This window comes from Micromonospora salmantinae, from assembly GCF_022230905.1.
Lineage (GTDB): Bacteria > Actinomycetota > Actinomycetes > Mycobacteriales > Micromonosporaceae > Micromonospora > Micromonospora salmantinae.
Genome location: NZ_JAKKFG010000042.1, coordinates 322,839 through 336,709 on the forward strand (window position 1 = coordinate 322,839; position 13,871 = coordinate 336,709).

Consider the following 13,871-nt stretch of genomic DNA (forward strand, 5'->3'; position numbering starts at 1 on the left):
GTGCAGGTACGACTGTCCGCCTCGTGGACCGATCCGGGTGGCACGCTGTGGGCGCCGGGGGACACGATCGACGTCGATGCTGTCACTCTCGCCGAACTGGAGGAGCAGGGCATGGTGGAAGAGCCTGAGGGTCAGTCGGGCGGGTCGGGGGAGACCACGACCACCTCGTCGAGCACGTCCACGGCTGGTAAGCCGACCGATCCGAAGAAGATCGGGCCGGGGCCGGGTGCGCCGCCGGCCGACAGCACGGAGAACTGAACGCCCGGGTGCGGTCGGCGGGCCATCGGTCCACCGGCCGCACCCGTCTGTCCTGCACGTTCGTTGATGCCGGTTGCCAGTGGCGGCCGGCATCAGCCGTGGGTACGGGTGGGCCGGCGCCGGGTGACGGCCGTCCAGATCGGACGCCCGACCGTCGACGAAACCGGGGCGGGCCGGTCGGTCAGCGGTCGGCCATGCCGGCGCGGCGGCGCAGCGCGGCCACGTCGGTCACCACGATCCGGCGGCCCTCGGTGCGCAGCCAGCCACGGCTGGCGAACGAGCCGATCGCCTGGTTGACGCTCTGCCGGGAACCACCGGCCATCTCGGCCAACTGACTCTGGTTGAGCTCGATCGTGATCATCGGTGCCTGGCTTTCGCCGGCCAACCGCACCAGCGTCTTCGCCACCCGACCGGGCAGGTCGAGGAAGACGTGGTCGGCGTTCTGCTCGGTGAGCCGGCGGATCAGCCCGCCCAGTGAGCGCATCACCGCGTCCAGGATGCGGGGGTTGGAGTGCACCAACTCCATGAAGGCGCCCCGCGAGAGCGCGAGCGCCGCGCAGTCCTCGATGGCCTCCGCCGAGGCGGACCGGGTGGACGCGTCGAGCAGGGAGACCTCACCGAGCACGTCCGGCGGACGGATAACCGACAGCACGGCCCGCTCGCCGGTGGGTGCGGTGCGAAAGACCGCCACCGCGCCGCGGCGCAGCACGATCAGGGACTCGCCGGGGTCGTTCTCCACGAAGAGCAGTTGGCCCTTGCGGTAGGTGCGCGGAACGGCGGCGGCGATGACACGCTGCCGTACCTCGGGCTCCAGCCCGGCGAACATCTCGACACCCGTGAGCGCGTCACCCGGCTCCGGCAGGCGAACCTCCACGGCCCAACCCCTCCCCCGGTCATGGACCACAACTCGCTCACCGGGCGAACCTGATGGGCCCCGACAAGGTGAACTGACACCGATTCGGCGTCCGGTAGCGGTACACATCAGATCATGACGGTCCGGTCGCTTGCTGTACACCCCTCGAAGCACTTCCGTGACCGTCACGAGCTGCGACGTGCCGTTCACGAGGTGTCGCCGGAGCTGGGTCGACGCCCGGACGGGCCCCGCCGGGCGCGGCCGTGCGGCGGTGGGCGAGGATGCCCGGAATGGTCTACCGCTATTTCTACGACTGCGAGTTCATCGAGGACGGGACGACCGTCGACCTCGTCTCGATCGGTGTCGTCGACGAGTACGGCCGCGAGTTCTACGCGGTCTCCACCGAGTTCGACGACTCCCGCGCCGTGCCCTGGGTCCGACGCAACGTGCTGGACAAGCTGCCCTCCCCGGCGGACCGGGCCTGGCGCTCGCGTGAGCGCATCCGCGACGACCTGTACGACTTCCTGGTCGAGCCGATCCGGGACCGGCCGGGGGAGCAGTTGGAGCTGTGGGCCTGGTTCGCCGCGTACGACCACGTGGTGCTCGCCCAGCTCTGGGGCGCGATGCCGGCGCTGCCCCGGGAGATTCCCCGCTACACCAAGGAGCTGCGGCAGCTCTGGGACGACCGGGGCCGGCCGCCCCTGCCGGACGCGGACGCGGCCCGGCACGACGCTCTGGTCGACGCCCGGCACAATCTGGCCCGCTGGCGGGCGATGACCGCCCGCTGAGCGGTGGCCGCGCCGCCGTAGGTTTGACCGGTTCTGTCCCGGGCATCGGTTCGACCAGCCGAGCCGAGGGAGATTGCCATGAGCGACCAGCCGAGCAACGCCGCGGAGGCACGCGCCCGGGTCACCGGCCTGGCCCGGGCCGCGCGGATCTGCATGCTCACCACTACCGCTCTGGACGGGCGGCAGGTGAGTCGACCGATGGGGCTCCAGGAGGCCGAGTTCGACGGCGAGCTGTGGTTCTTCGCCTACGCCGACTCGGCCAAGGTCCGCCAGATCCGGGTGAACCCGGAGGTCAACGTCGCTTTCTCCGACCAGAAGCACAACGCGTGGGTGTCGATCTCCGGCACCGCCACCGAGGGGTTCGACCGGGCCCGGGCCGAGCGGCTGTGGAACCCGCTGCTCAAGGCGTGGTTCCCCGACGGGCTGGACACGTCCGGTCTCACGCTGATCAAGGTGCACGCCAGCTCCGCCGAGTACTGGGACTCGCCGAACAGCACTGTGGTGAACCTGCTCGACTACGCGAGGGCCGCGGTCACCGGCCGGCCACCGAAGGCCGGCGAGAACCACGAGGTGACCTACTGACCGGGGGTGGGTGCCCGGGGCGCGCTGTCGTCGTACTGGCGGGCCGACTACAGTTCGCAGTGACGGCCCGCCCCGGGCCGGCAACGGCGCCGATGGTCTGACCTGACACATACCCTGGGGCATATCGGGCTTTACCTGATGCTCCAGGAGGATGAGCGGATCATGCGTATCGGCGTGCTCACCGGCGGCGGCGACTGCCCCGGTCTCAACGCGGTCATCCGGGCGGTGGTCCGCAAGGGCGTCGCCACTTACGGTCACGAGTTCGTGGGTTTCCGGGACGGCTGGAAGGGCCCGCTCGAGGGCCTGTCCCGGCCGCTGGACATCGCCGACGTCCGCGGCATCCTGCCCCGCGGCGGCACCATCCTCGGCTCGTCCCGGACCAACCCGTTCAAGATCGAGAACGGCGTCGAGCGGATCAAGGACAACCTCGCCGCCCAGGGCGTGGACGCGCTGATCGCGATCGGCGGCGAGGACACCCTCGGCGTTGCCACCAAGCTCTACGAGCTGGGCGTGCACGTCGTCGGCGTGCCGAAGACGATCGACAACGACCTCGGCGCCACCGACTACACCTTCGGCTTCGACACCGCGGTCAACATCGCGATGGAGGCCATCGACCGGCTGCACACCACAGCGGAGAGCCACCACCGCACCCTGGTCGTCGAGGTGATGGGCCGGCACGCCGGCTGGATCGCCCTGCACGCCGGCCTGGCCGGCGGCGCCAACGTGATCCTGCTGCCCGAGCGTCAGTTCGACGTCGACCAGGTGGCCGGCTACGTCGAGAAGCGCTTCCAGCACCAGTACGCCCCGATCGTCGTGGTCGCCGAGGGCGCCCAGCCGCTCGACGGCCAGATGGTCCTCGCCAACCAGGAGCTCGACTCGTTCGGCCACGTCCGCCTCGGCGGCATCGGCCAGTGGCTCGCCGAGCAGTTGGAGGCCAAGACCGGCAAGGAGGCCCGCACCGTGGTGCTGGGCCACATCCAGCGCGGTGGCACCCCGACCGCCTTCGACCGGGTGCTCGCCACCCGCCTGGGCCTGCAGGCCATCGACGCCGTCAACGACGGCGACTGGGGCAAGATGGTCGCGATGCAGAGCACCGACATCGTCCGGGTGCCCCTCGCCGAGGCCACCCGCGAGCTGAAGACCGTGCCGCTGGAGCGGTACGCCGAGGCCGAGGTCTTCTTCGGCAGCTGATCGATCGTCGGCGGCGCGGCGGGCCTGCGGGTCCGCCGCGCCGCGACCCAAGGCGAGGGGGGTACGGGCCGACATGTCAGCCGGAGTGCACACGGTCGCGGTGATCGGCGCGGGCAAGATCGGTGAGCTGATGCTCTCCGGGCTGCTGCGCTCGGGATGGCCGGTGGACCGGCTGCTGGCCACCGCCCGCCGACCCGCTCGCGCCGAGGAGTTGACCGCTCGGTACGGCGTACGGGTGGTCGACAACCTGACCGCTGTGGACGAGGCCGCGGTGCTCGCGGTCTCGGTCAAGCCGCAGGACGCCGCCGCGCTCCTCGACGAGATCGGCCCCAAGGTGCCGGCCGACAAGCTCGTCATCTCGCTCTGCGCAGGTCTGCCCACCAGCTTCTTCAGCCGCCGGTTGCCCGAGGGCACCCCCGTGGTGCGGGTGATGACCAACACCCCGGCGCTGGTCGACGAGGCGATGACCGCGATCTCCGCCGGCGCGCACGCCACCGGGGCGCACCTCACGCTGGCCGAGGAGATGTTCAAGCCGCTCGGCCAGACGATCCGGGTGCCCGAATCGCAGCAGGACGCGGTCACCGCGCTCTCCGGCTCCGGCCCGGCCTACTTCTACCTGCTGGTCGAAGCCATGATCGACGCGGGGATCCTGCTCGGGCTGCCCCGTCAGGTGGCGCACGAGTTGATCGTGCAGACCGCGATCGGGTCGGCGGTGATGCTGCGCGACTCCGGCGAGCACCCGGTCAAGCTGCGCGAGGCGGTCACCTCGCCGGCCGGCACCACCATCTCCGCCATTCGTGAGCTGGAGAAGCACGGCGTACGCGCGGCGCTGCTCGCCGCGCTGGAGGCCGCCCGGGATCGCGCCCGCGAGCTGGCGGCACAGGCCGACTGAGCGGTCGGGGCGCGTCGCCGGACCGGGTGTGCCGCATACTGGCTCGGTGTTCACACTTGCCCAGGCCCGGCACCTGGTGGCCACCCTGCAGCCGCGCGTCGACGAGTTGATCCGGGTCCGGGCCGACCTGGCCGAGTTGCGCGCCGACCTGACCGACCACGGCGTGAGCGCGCTCGGCGGGCTGGCCGAGGTCAAGGCGCTGGAAGCTCGGCTGCACGCCGTCGTCGACGAGCTGCACCAGCACGACATCCAGGTCAAGGGCATCGCCCCGGTGCTGCTCGACTTTCCCGGCGAGCGGGCCGGCCGTGCCGTGCTCTGGTGCTGGCTGGAGGGCGACTCCGACGTGCGCTGGTACCACCGGGCCGAGTGCGGCTTCGCCGGCCGCCGCCCCCTCTGACTCAGCCCGCGGCGGACGTCGGCAGGACCGGGTCGGGGGCCTCGGTCACCGCGAACACCACCACGTTGTCGACGTAGTGGCCCTGCCGCCGGTCGAAGTCACCCCCGCAGGTGACCAGGCGCAGCTCCGCCCCGGGTGTCGGGCCATAGACCACGGCAGTCGGAAACTGGTCCTTGCGGGTACGCAGCGACCCGGTCACCCGGAAGGGCAACCGCTGCCCGCCGCGCCACACCTCCACCAGGTCGCCGGGCCGTAGCTCGCCGAGCCGGGCGAAGACCGCCGGGCCGCGTCGTGAGTCCAGGTGCCCGGCGAGTACGGCCGGGCCGGTGTCGCCAGGGGCCGGGCCGCCGCCGTACCAGCCGGCGGTGTGGAAGTCGCTCGGCGGAATCAGCACGCCGGCGCGGTCCAGGCCCAGCACGGTGAGCGGTGAGTCGACGTCGATGCGCGGTACGCGTACCCGCGTGGGTGGACCGTGTGGCGTGGGCGCGGCGGCCACCGACGGGCAGTCCTCGCCGCAGCCGGGGTGCCAGCTCGCCACCGGCGGTGGCGGGCCGGTGGTGGCCAGCCCCAGCCCGACGCCGGTGCCGGCGGCCAGGCAGACCGCCGCGCTGGCCGCGATCAGCGCGGCCAGCGGTATCCGGCGCTCACGGTGCCGCCGGATCGACGGGTCCGGCCCGGCGCTCACCAGGTGGTGCGTCGCCGCCGACGCCAGAGCAGCAGGGCCACCGCGCCGGCCGCCGCGGCCAGACCGCCGGCCACCAGGGGGTACGCGTCGAGCCCGGCCCCGGCGGTGCCTCCGGCGCCGGTGTCCACCCCGCCGGCCGGTACGACGGTGCCGCCCTCGGCGTCGCGGCGCAGCTCGGCGGTGAGCCCGCCCTGTTTCGCGTCGAGCACCAGCAACGAGTAGACCGCGCCGCCGGTGAGCCGCACCTCGGCTTCGGTGCTCGGCCCGCCGGCACCCGTCAGTTTCAGCCGCCAACTGCCCGGCTCGACCTGCTGGTAGTCGGTCGTCGTGGCGAACTGCACCCCGTCGGCGATCATCGGGCCGTCGGCGGCGGCCACGTCGAGCACCGGGGTCCGCACCGACGCCTGTACGACCCGCACCTTGGCGCGGCCGTCGGTGGGGGCGCTGAGATCGTCGTTGAGCACCCGCAGTCCGAGGTCGGCGTGCCGGCCGACACCGGCCACCGTGAAGGCGTCCCCGCTGGTCACCGCGACCTCGGTGGTCAGTACCGGGGGGTCGCTGGCGGGGGCGCCGGCCTCGCGCATGGCCACGGCGTAGCGGCCCGGCGCGAGTTCGAGGTAGTCGGAGACCACGCCGTAACCGACGCCGGGGAAGACCTGCGGCTTCGCCGCGCCTGGCGCGGCAAGGTAGACGTCCACAGCCGGGGTGTCCGGGGAGAGGTGCGCGAGCCGGACGTATCCGACGGTGTCCGCGCCGGTCGCGGCGTTCGCCGGAATCGGAATGGCGGCGGTGGCGAGGGCGGTGCCGAGCAGGAGCGCGCCGGAACCGGCCAACAGCCGGCGGGGCACGGTACGGAGCGTGTGCATGTCGCCTCCGGGGGCACGTTCGGTGAGCGGGCGGCAACCCAGAGAAACAGGGTCCCGTGAACAGGACTGCGGCGCAAGTTGCCACAGCGATGTTTTCGTCGGCTGTCACTACCGATCGCAAAGGGAGCCCGCGTCTGCCGTTACGGGGCCGACGCGGACCAGGACGGTCGCCTATTCTCGGGCGATGCGGGATCGCCGGGTGGCGCTGGCGTGGGCGGCCTTCGTCGTCGTCGCGCTGGTGTCCTGTGTGCTCGTTCTGCGCCGTCCGGATCGTCTCTCCGACCTGCACATCTACCACGGTGCGCTGTCCGACCTGCACGCCGGCAAGCCGCTGTACGGGTATGTGGCGGAGAACGGCGGTCCGTTCACCTATCCGCCGTTCGCCGCTCTCGTGCTGTGGCCGATCACCGCCGTCAGCGAGGGCGTACTCCAGGGGATCTGGCTGGTCGCGACGTGCGCGGCGGTCGTCGCCATCGCCGGGTCGGTGGGTGTCGCGCTGACTACCCGACGTTCCCGGCGTCCGCTCGTCGTGGCGCTGGCGGCCACCGTGCTGATGCTCTCCGCGCCGGTGCAGAGCAACCTACGCTTCGGGCAGGTCAGCATCTTCATCGTGTTGATGGCGCTGCTCGACGGGCTGGGCGTCGTCCCACCCCGACTGCGCGGGACGCTGGTCGGGGTGGCCGCGGCGATCAAGCTCACCCCACTGCTGTTCGTGGTCTACTTCCTCGCCGTCGGGCGCTACCGTGACGCCGGTCGGTCGGCGGCCGCGTTCGTGGCCTGCGCGGGGCTCGCCGCGATCGTGCTGCCCCGGGAGAGTTGGTCCTACTGGACCGAGACCGTGCGGCAGACCTCGCGCATCGGCAATCTGTCCTCGTTGGGCAACCAGTCCCTGCACGGAATGTTGCTGCGCGTCGGCGTCGACGAGACGGCGCTGCCAGTGCTCTGGGCCGCCATGGTGGCACTGATCTGCGTGGCGGCGCTGCTGCGGGCCCGGCAGTTGACGCGGCAGGGCTGCCCCGGGCACGCCGCCGTGCTCGTCGGCTGCGCCACAGTGGCCGCGTCCCCGGTTTCCTGGACCCACCACCAGGTGTGGCCGGTGCTCGCCGCGATGCTGCTGATCGGCGCCTCCGGCATTACCCAGCGGGTCGCCGGCGCGGCGCTGCTCGCCGCCATGGTCGTCTCGTTGGGCGCGGCGCTCAGCCCGATCTCGACGCGGCCGGGGGTGCAGTTCCTCTTCGAGAACGCCCGTGCCGTCGGGGTGTGCCTCCTGTGCCTGGTCGGCTTCGGCGGTGTCGCCGTCGCCGCCCAGCGCACGAGCAGACGACCGGCCGCCGGCCGTGCCTGGCTGCGGGTGGGCGTCACTGCCACGGTGGCGGTCGCGTTCTTCGCCGTGCAGCCGCTGCCGGCCGGAGCGGACCCCACCTTCAAGGCGTACACCCTCGACGACGTGGTCAACCCGCGATACTTCTTCGTCTGCCGTGGTCCGGCCGAATGCGCCGCCTACGCCACCGAGGTGCCGGTCACCTTCGGCACCCGCGCCGAGAAGACCAAGGTCCGGGTCAACGGCGTGGTCTCCCCGCAGGTCAGCCGCCTGGAGTACTACTCCGCGCCGGGTGGAGCACCCCGGGCCATTCCGCTGCTCGCCGCGTACCCGGGTTCGCGTACCTTCTCGTTCCGGTCGGCGACGATGGCCCACGGTCGGCTCGTCGCGTACGCGGCGGATGGGCAGCCGATCGCCAGCTACGACGACGAGCTCGCCGCCGCCCTCCGCACGACCACCCGGTAGGTGATCGCCGGCAGGGCGGCGGCCGGCTTTGCTCAGCGGGTGGCGGCGGCCAGGGCGGCGCGCAGCTTCGCGGCATCGCCTGGGGCCGGGTGCTCCCAGTCGGTCGGGCTCGCGGAGTAGAGCGTGCCGTACGCCGGGGTGTCCGGCTGGTAGCGCCACCCCTCGGCCAGTGGGCCGACGTCCACCGCGTCGTAGCCGATCCGGTCCAGGAAGGCGGTCACCTCGGCCTTCGCGGCGGCGTCGTCACCGGCGATCGCGAGGGCGCTGCGGTCGGCCGCACCGGTTGGCCGGGGGAGGGCGGCCAGGCCCTTGAAGTTGATGTTGTTGAAGACCTTGACCACCCGCGAGTCCGGCAGGTGGCGCTGGAGCAACTCGCTGCTGGTGGTCTCGCCGGAGTCCAGCTCCGGGAAGGTGCCATCGCGCTGCGGGTAGTAGTTGTTGGTGTCGATGACGACCTTGCCGGCCAGCGGTTCCACTGGCACCGCGCGGTACGCCTTCAGCGGCACGCTGACCACCACCAGGTCACCGACCTGCGCCGCGTCCCGCGTGGTGCCGGCGCTGGCGTGCTCGCCCAGGGTCTCCACCAGGTCGGTGAGGGTCTCCGGGCCCCGCGAGTTGCTCAGCACCACGTCGTAGCCGGCGTCGACGGCCAGCCGGGCCACGGTGCCGCCGATGTTGCCACTGCCGATCAGTCCCACAGTTGTCATGCTCGTTCCCAACTCCGTCCACCCACGACGCGTTCCCCATCTGCCTGGTGGTTTTTTCGCTCTGTCCGCCGCCGGGCGACTGCTCAGGCTGCTCGCGACCTTCGCCGTCCACGGCGGGCGCCTGGGTGGCGCCGTGAGTTCGTCCTGCACAACGTACTGCCCACGTTGGTCGCCGACCGGCTCTCCCGGGAGGTGCCACTCTCCGGTGACGAGCGGTTCGTGCCGGCTGCCGTGCGGCGTCGACCAGGCAGGATCGCGCTGGATCCGGGATGTAGTGGCATCCGAGAACTTCGAGCGTGATCGAGGCGACGCTGTGCAGCGCCCCGGGGTGTCAGGGGGTGGGGAGGGCCTTCTCGATGGCTGAGCGCAGGTCGTCGGAGTCGGGCGCGACAGTGGGGGCGAAGCGGGCGGCGACCGAGCCGTCCGGGGCCACCAGGAACTTCTCGAAGTTCCAGCGCACGTCACCGGTGTGCCCGTCGGCGTCCGGGGTGTCCACGAGCGCGGCGTAGAGCGGGTGCCGGTCGGGGCCGTTGACGTCGACCTTCTCGGTCAGCGGAAAGGTGACCCCGTAGTTGACCTGGCAGAAGTCGCTGATCTCGGCGGCGCTGCCCGGCTCCTGCCCGGCGAACTGGTTGCACGGCACGCCGAGCACCACGAGGCCCTGGTCGGCGTAGGAGTCGGCGAGCGTCTGGAGGCCGGCGTACTGCGGGGTGAGGCCGCAGTGGGAGGCCACGTTGACGACCAGCAACGCCTTGCCGCGGTGCCGGGCCAGGTCGGCGGGGCCGCCGTTGAGGGCGTCGATCGGGATGTCGAAGACGGTCATGGGCCGAGGCTACGCGCCGGCCGGGTGTCGACCCGGGGTGGGCGCAGCGTACGCACTCCGTGCACCAGGAGAAATCGAAACATGCGCATCTTGACGAACTGATGACAGCGTGAGTACCGTCTCACCATCGCTTTTGGAAAGTTTCCTAACAGTTCGGGAGACGCCTCATGAAAAGATCGCTCCGCCGGGCCCTCTGGGCCGGTGCCGTGGTCGCCGTGACCGTCGCAGCGGTGCCGGTGACCACCGCGTTCGGCGCCGGCACGGTCACCACCACCTTCACCAAGGCGCAGGACTGGGGGACCGGTCACGAGACGAGGGTGACCGTCACCAACGGCTCCAGCGCCACTGTCAGCACCTGGCGCATCGAGTTCGACCTGCCGTCGGGCACCACCATCAGCAGCGCGTGGGACGCCGACGTCACCAGCAGCGGCAACCACTACGTCGCGGTCAAGAAGAGCTGGGCCGGCGGCATCGCCCCCGGCGCCTCGTTCAGCTGGGGCTACAACGGCAGCGGCGCCTACAAGGCACCGCTGAACTGCACCATCAACGGTGCCGCGTGCGGCGGCGGGACGACCCCGCCGACCACCACTCCGCCGACCACCACCCCACCGACGACGACGCCGCCCACCACCCCGCCGCCCACCACGCCACCGCCGACCACCAACCCGCCGAACCCGGGCGGCAAGAAGATCGTCGGTTACTTCGCCGAGTGGGGCGTCTACGGGCGCAACTACCACGTCAAGAACATCCAGACCAGCGGCTCGGCCGCCAAGCTGACCCACATCCTGTACGCCTTCGGCAACACCACCGGTGGCCGTTGCGCCATCGGTGACAGCTACGCCGACTACGAGAAGGCGTACACCGCGGCGGAGAGCGTGGACGGCGTCGCGGACACGTGGGACCAGCCGCTGCGCGGCAGCTTCAACCAGCTGCGCAAGCTCAAGCAGCTGAACCCGCACCTCAAGGTGATCTGGTCGTTCGGTGGCTGGACCTGGTCCGGTGGCTTCACCCAGGCCGCGCAGAACCCGGCCGCGTTCGCCGAGAGCTGCTACAACCTGGTCGAGGACCCGCGCTGGGCGGACGTCTTCGACGGCATCGACGTCGACTGGGAGTACCCCAACGCCTGCGGTCTGAGCTGTGACAGCAGCGGCCCGAACGCGTTCAAGAACGTGATCAGCGCCCTGCGGTCGAAGTTCGGGTCCAGTGCCCTGGTCACCGCCGCCATCACCGCGGACGGCAGCAACGGCGGCAAGATCGACGCCACCGACTACGCCGGCGCCATCGGCAACCTCAACTGGCTGATGCCGATGACGTACGACTACTTCGGCGCGTTCGCCGCCCAGGGTCCGACGGCGCCGCACTCACCGCTCACCTCGTACACCGGCATCCCGCAGCAGGGCTTCAACTCCGACGCGGCGATCCAGAAGCTCAAGAGCAAGGGCGTCCCGGCCAACAAGCTGCTGCTCGGCATCGGGTTCTACGGTCGGGGCTGGACCGGTGTCACCCAGGCCGCTCCGGGTGGCAGCGCCACCGGCGCGGCGCCGGGCACCTACGAGGCCGGCATCGAGGACTACAAGGTCCTCAAGAACACCTGCCCGGCCACCGGCACCATCGCCGGCACCGCGTACGCCAAGTGCGGCAGCAACTGGTGGAGCTACGACACCCCGTCGACCATCAACGGCAAGATGACGTACGCGAACAACCAGGGCCTCGGTGGCGCGTTCTTCTGGGAGCTCTCCGGTGACACGAGCAACGGCGAGCTCATCGGCGCCATCAAGGGCGGTCTCGGCTGAGCCGAGGGCCGACGCACCACCCACACGGCGGGAAGGGGCCCGCACCGTCCCTTCCCGCCCGTGACACAGCGGCCCGGTCGACGCCCAGCGTCGACCGGGCCGCCGCCGTTGGGTTCGCTCAGCCGGATGTGGCAGACTCGCGGCTCGGCACGTCTCGATCTCACCGCCGACGGAGGTGATCATGCGCGCGACGCACCGCAGGCTGGCGGCGACCGCCGCCGGGTTGATGCTGCTGCCGGTTGCCCTGGTCGGCTGCGGGATCGGCGACAAGGACGAGGAGAAGTCCGCCGCCAAGCCGGCCCGAGCCCCCGCAGAGGAGGCGGCCACCCGCTCCCGGGAGCGCGTGCAGGCGTACCTCGACGCGATGGCGGCCAAGGACGTCGCCGCCGGCCGCAGCCAGCTCTGCGCTCTGCTGCACGACGGCTTCGACCTGGGCGCCACCGGCCCCAACGGTGACTTCGCCGACCACTTCCAGGTGCCGGAGGCGGCCATCACGGAAATCCGGTCCGGTCCGCTCGGGCAGGAGGTCCGCGTCTCGGTCTCGGTCGCGGTCGGCAAGCGCACCGTCGTCCGGCCGTTGGTCTTCACCGTCACCCGGGACGGAAGCGACTGGTGCATCGCCAGCGAAGCGCCGGGTGAACCGGCCGCCGCGACGCCGACCGGCGTCGCCCCTACCCGCGCGTCCTGACCAGCGCCCGGCAGGTTGATCTCCCATCTGCCGGAACCGTCCCCCTCGCCGCCCGGGCACCCCGACCGTCGCCGTACGCTTTCTGTCATGCGCCATGAGTGGCATCAGCTGAGCCATCCCGCGGTGGGCAGCCCGGGCCTGCAGACCAGCCGACCGACCGTCGACTCCGCCGAGGACGCCGCGCTCGGTCTGGACCGATGGCGGGAACTGCCCCGCGAGCAGGTCCCGCCGTGGTCCGACCCGGCTGCCGTGGCCGCGGTCTGCAAGGTCCTCGACACCGTGCCGTCGGTCGTCGCGCCCTACGAGGTGGACCAGCTCCGGCAGAAGCTCGCCCTGGTCTGCGAGGGCAAGGCGTTCCTGCTGCAGGGTGGTGACTGCGCCGAGACGTTCGTGGACAACACCGAGAGCCACCTGCTGGCCAACGCCCGCACCCTGCTCCAGATGGCGATCGTGCTCACCTACGGCGCGTCGCTGCCGGTGGTCAAGGTCGCCCGGGTCGCCGGGCAGTACACGAAGCCCCGCTCGCTGCCGACCGACGCCCGCGGCCTGCCCGCGTACCGCGGCGACATGATCAACTCGCTGGAGGCCGACCCGGCCGCCCGGGTCGCCGATCCACAGCGCATGATCCGCGCGTACGCGAACTCGGCGGCGGCGATGAACATGCTCCGGGCGTACCTCGCCGGCGGGCTCGCCGACCTGCACGCCGTGCACGACTGGAACAAGGGCTTCGTGAAGAACTCCCCGGCGGGGGAGCGTTACGAGGCGATCGCCCGGGAGATCGACCGGGCGTTGGCCTTCATCCGGGCCTGCGGCATGACCGACGACGAGGCGCTGCGCACCGTCACGCTCTACTGCTCCCACGAGGCCCTGGCCCTGGAGTACGACCGGGCGCTCACCCGGGTCTCCGACCGTCGGGCGTACGGGCTCTCCGGGCACTTCCTGTGGATCGGCGAGCGCACCCGGCAGATCAGCGGGGCGCACATCGACTTCATCTCCCGGATCGCCAACCCGATCGGGGTCAAGCTCGGCCCGACCACCTCCCCGGACGAGGCGATCGAGTTGTGCGAGAAGCTCAACCCGGACAACATCCCCGGTCGGCTCACCCTGATCAGCCGGATGGGCAACCACCGGGTACGCGACGCGCTGCCGCCGATCGTCGCCAAGGTCACCGCCGCCGGGGCCAAGGTGGTCTGGCAGTGCGACCCGATGCACGGCAACACGCACGAATCGTCAAACGGCTACAAGACCCGGCACTTCGACCGCATCGTCGACGAGGTGCTCGGCTACTTCGAGGTGCACCGGGGGCTGGACACCCACCCCGGCGGCCTGCACGTCGAGTTGACCGGCGAGGACGTCACCGAGTGCCTCGGCGGCGCCCAGGGGATCGAGGATCTCGACCTGCCCGACCGGTACGAGACCGCCTGCGACCCGCGACTGAACACCCAGCAGTCGTTGGAGTTGGCCTTCCTCGTAGCGGAAATGCTGCGTGGCTGAGCTTGCGAGCCCGCAGCCGGCATGACCATGGCTGACGCGAGGAGTGAGCTTACGAGCCCGCAGTCGGC

General features: G+C 71.4%; 15 protein-coding genes. 10 read left to right on the forward strand and 5 right to left on the reverse strand.

The window, feature by feature from the left end:
• On the forward strand, window positions 1–258 hold the full coding sequence (locus PSH03_RS25360; RefSeq protein ID WP_084597913.1) for a hypothetical protein: 258 nt from the start codon (window positions 1–3) through the stop codon (window positions 256–258).
• A 181-nt stretch (window positions 259–439) separates the two neighbouring features.
• On the opposite strand, the gene PSH03_RS25365 is transcribed toward PSH03_RS25360, so the two are convergent.
• Window positions 440–1,132, reverse strand: a complete 693-nt coding sequence (locus PSH03_RS25365; protein WP_091407574.1) for a Crp/Fnr family transcriptional regulator — start codon at window positions 1,130–1,132, stop codon at window positions 440–442.
• A gap of 269 nt (window positions 1,133–1,401) precedes the next feature.
• On the opposite strand from PSH03_RS25365, the gene PSH03_RS25370 reads away from it, so the two are divergent.
• The 5 genes from PSH03_RS25370 (at window position 1,402) to PSH03_RS25390 (ending at window position 4,961) form a co-directional block, all read left to right on the forward strand.
• A complete protein-coding gene (locus PSH03_RS25370) occupies window positions 1,402–1,899 on the forward strand; it encodes a polyadenylate-specific 3'-exoribonuclease AS (RefSeq protein WP_112582786.1) in 498 nt (165 codons plus the stop codon).
• A 78-nt stretch (window positions 1,900–1,977) separates the two neighbouring features.
• Complete coding sequence (locus PSH03_RS25375) at window positions 1,978–2,481, forward strand: pyridoxamine 5'-phosphate oxidase family protein (protein WP_210785068.1); 504 nt, start codon at window positions 1,978–1,980, stop codon at window positions 2,479–2,481.
• 162 nt (window positions 2,482–2,643) lie between these two features.
• The gene (locus PSH03_RS25380; RefSeq protein ID WP_091408060.1) at window positions 2,644–3,672 is read left to right on the forward strand and encodes a 6-phosphofructokinase; all 1,029 of its coding nucleotides are present in this window, start codon (window positions 2,644–2,646) and stop codon (window positions 3,670–3,672) included.
• Between the two features lie 73 nt (window positions 3,673–3,745).
• A complete protein-coding gene (gene proC / locus PSH03_RS25385) occupies window positions 3,746–4,564 on the forward strand; it encodes a pyrroline-5-carboxylate reductase (protein WP_091407583.1) in 819 nt (272 codons plus the stop codon).
• A gap of 46 nt (window positions 4,565–4,610) precedes the next feature.
• Complete coding sequence (locus tag PSH03_RS25390) at window positions 4,611–4,961, forward strand: DUF2203 domain-containing protein (RefSeq protein ID WP_238690606.1); 351 nt, start codon at window positions 4,611–4,613, stop codon at window positions 4,959–4,961.
• 1 nt (window position 4,962) lies between these two features.
• On the opposite strand, the gene PSH03_RS25395 is transcribed toward PSH03_RS25390, so the two are convergent.
• Together PSH03_RS25395 and PSH03_RS25400 are read right to left on the reverse strand one after the other, a co-directional pair.
• Window positions 4,963–5,646 (reverse strand): class F sortase, encoded by a 684-nt coding sequence (locus PSH03_RS25395; protein WP_238690607.1) that lies wholly within the window; start codon window positions 5,644–5,646, stop codon window positions 4,963–4,965.
• Window positions 5,643–6,512, reverse strand: coding sequence for a DUF4397 domain-containing protein (locus PSH03_RS25400; protein WP_210784639.1), 870 nt, complete (start codon window positions 6,510–6,512; stop codon window positions 5,643–5,645). The genes PSH03_RS25395 and PSH03_RS25400 overlap by 4 nt, the downstream gene beginning before the upstream one ends.
• A gap of 184 nt (window positions 6,513–6,696) precedes the next feature.
• Here PSH03_RS25400 and PSH03_RS25405 point away from each other — a divergent pair, with 184 nt between their 5' ends.
• Window positions 6,697–8,298 carry a glycosyltransferase 87 family protein gene (locus tag PSH03_RS25405; RefSeq protein WP_238690608.1) on the forward strand — a complete coding sequence of 534 codons (1,602 nt, stop codon included), beginning with the start codon at window positions 6,697–6,699 and terminating at the stop codon, window positions 8,296–8,298.
• Window positions 8,299–8,330: 32 nt separating this feature from the next.
• On the opposite strand, the gene PSH03_RS25410 is transcribed toward PSH03_RS25405, so the two are convergent.
• Entirely contained in the window at window positions 8,331–9,005 is a 675-nt protein-coding gene (locus PSH03_RS25410; RefSeq protein ID WP_238690609.1) for an NADPH-dependent F420 reductase, read from the reverse strand.
• A gap of 331 nt (window positions 9,006–9,336) precedes the next feature.
• Window positions 9,337–9,828 (reverse strand): glutathione peroxidase, encoded by a 492-nt coding sequence (locus PSH03_RS25415; protein WP_238690610.1) that lies wholly within the window; start codon window positions 9,826–9,828, stop codon window positions 9,337–9,339.
• 167 nt (window positions 9,829–9,995) lie between these two features.
• Here PSH03_RS25415 and PSH03_RS25420 point away from each other — a divergent pair, with 167 nt between their 5' ends.
• From PSH03_RS25420 to PSH03_RS25430, 3 genes are all read left to right on the forward strand, one after another.
• Window positions 9,996–11,621: a glycosyl hydrolase family 18 protein gene (locus PSH03_RS25420; protein WP_238690611.1), complete on the forward strand. Its 1,626-nt coding sequence runs from the start codon at window positions 9,996–9,998 to the stop codon at window positions 11,619–11,621.
• 181 nt (window positions 11,622–11,802) lie between these two features.
• The gene (locus PSH03_RS25425; protein WP_238690612.1) at window positions 11,803–12,309 is read left to right on the forward strand and encodes a nuclear transport factor 2 family protein; all 507 of its coding nucleotides are present in this window, start codon (window positions 11,803–11,805) and stop codon (window positions 12,307–12,309) included.
• Between the two features lie 87 nt (window positions 12,310–12,396).
• Window positions 12,397–13,803 (forward strand): class II 3-deoxy-7-phosphoheptulonate synthase, encoded by a 1,407-nt coding sequence (locus tag PSH03_RS25430; protein WP_112725193.1) that lies wholly within the window; start codon window positions 12,397–12,399, stop codon window positions 13,801–13,803.
• Window positions 13,804–13,871: the final 68 nt, after the last annotated feature.

What these genes read in the sequence shown, in the direction of transcription:
- PSH03_RS25415 (WP_238690610.1), bottom strand. Translation starts at nt 9,828, where the DNA reads ATGACCGTCTTCGACATCCCGATCGACGCCCTCAACGGCGGCCCCGCC.
- proC (WP_091407583.1), top strand. Translation starts at nt 3,746, where the DNA reads ATGTCAGCCGGAGTGCACACGGTCGCGGTGATCGGCGCGGGCAAGATC.
- PSH03_RS25420 (WP_238690611.1), top strand. Translation starts at nt 9,996, where the DNA reads ATGAAAAGATCGCTCCGCCGGGCCCTCTGGGCCGGTGCCGTGGTCGCC.
- PSH03_RS25410 (WP_238690609.1), bottom strand. Translation starts at nt 9,005, where the DNA reads ATGACAACTGTGGGACTGATCGGCAGTGGCAACATCGGCGGCACCGTG.
- PSH03_RS25405 (WP_238690608.1), top strand. Translation starts at nt 6,697, where the DNA reads ATGCGGGATCGCCGGGTGGCGCTGGCGTGGGCGGCCTTCGTCGTCGTC.
- PSH03_RS25400 (WP_210784639.1), bottom strand. Translation starts at nt 6,512, where the DNA reads ATGCACACGCTCCGTACCGTGCCCCGCCGGCTGTTGGCCGGTTCCGGC.
- PSH03_RS25425 (WP_238690612.1), top strand. Translation starts at nt 11,803, where the DNA reads ATGCGCGCGACGCACCGCAGGCTGGCGGCGACCGCCGCCGGGTTGATG.
- PSH03_RS25370 (WP_112582786.1), top strand. Translation starts at nt 1,402, where the DNA reads ATGGTCTACCGCTATTTCTACGACTGCGAGTTCATCGAGGACGGGACG.
- PSH03_RS25375 (WP_210785068.1), top strand. Translation starts at nt 1,978, where the DNA reads ATGAGCGACCAGCCGAGCAACGCCGCGGAGGCACGCGCCCGGGTCACC.
- PSH03_RS25380 (WP_091408060.1), top strand. Translation starts at nt 2,644, where the DNA reads ATGCGTATCGGCGTGCTCACCGGCGGCGGCGACTGCCCCGGTCTCAAC.
- PSH03_RS25430 (WP_112725193.1), top strand. Translation starts at nt 12,397, where the DNA reads ATGCGCCATGAGTGGCATCAGCTGAGCCATCCCGCGGTGGGCAGCCCG.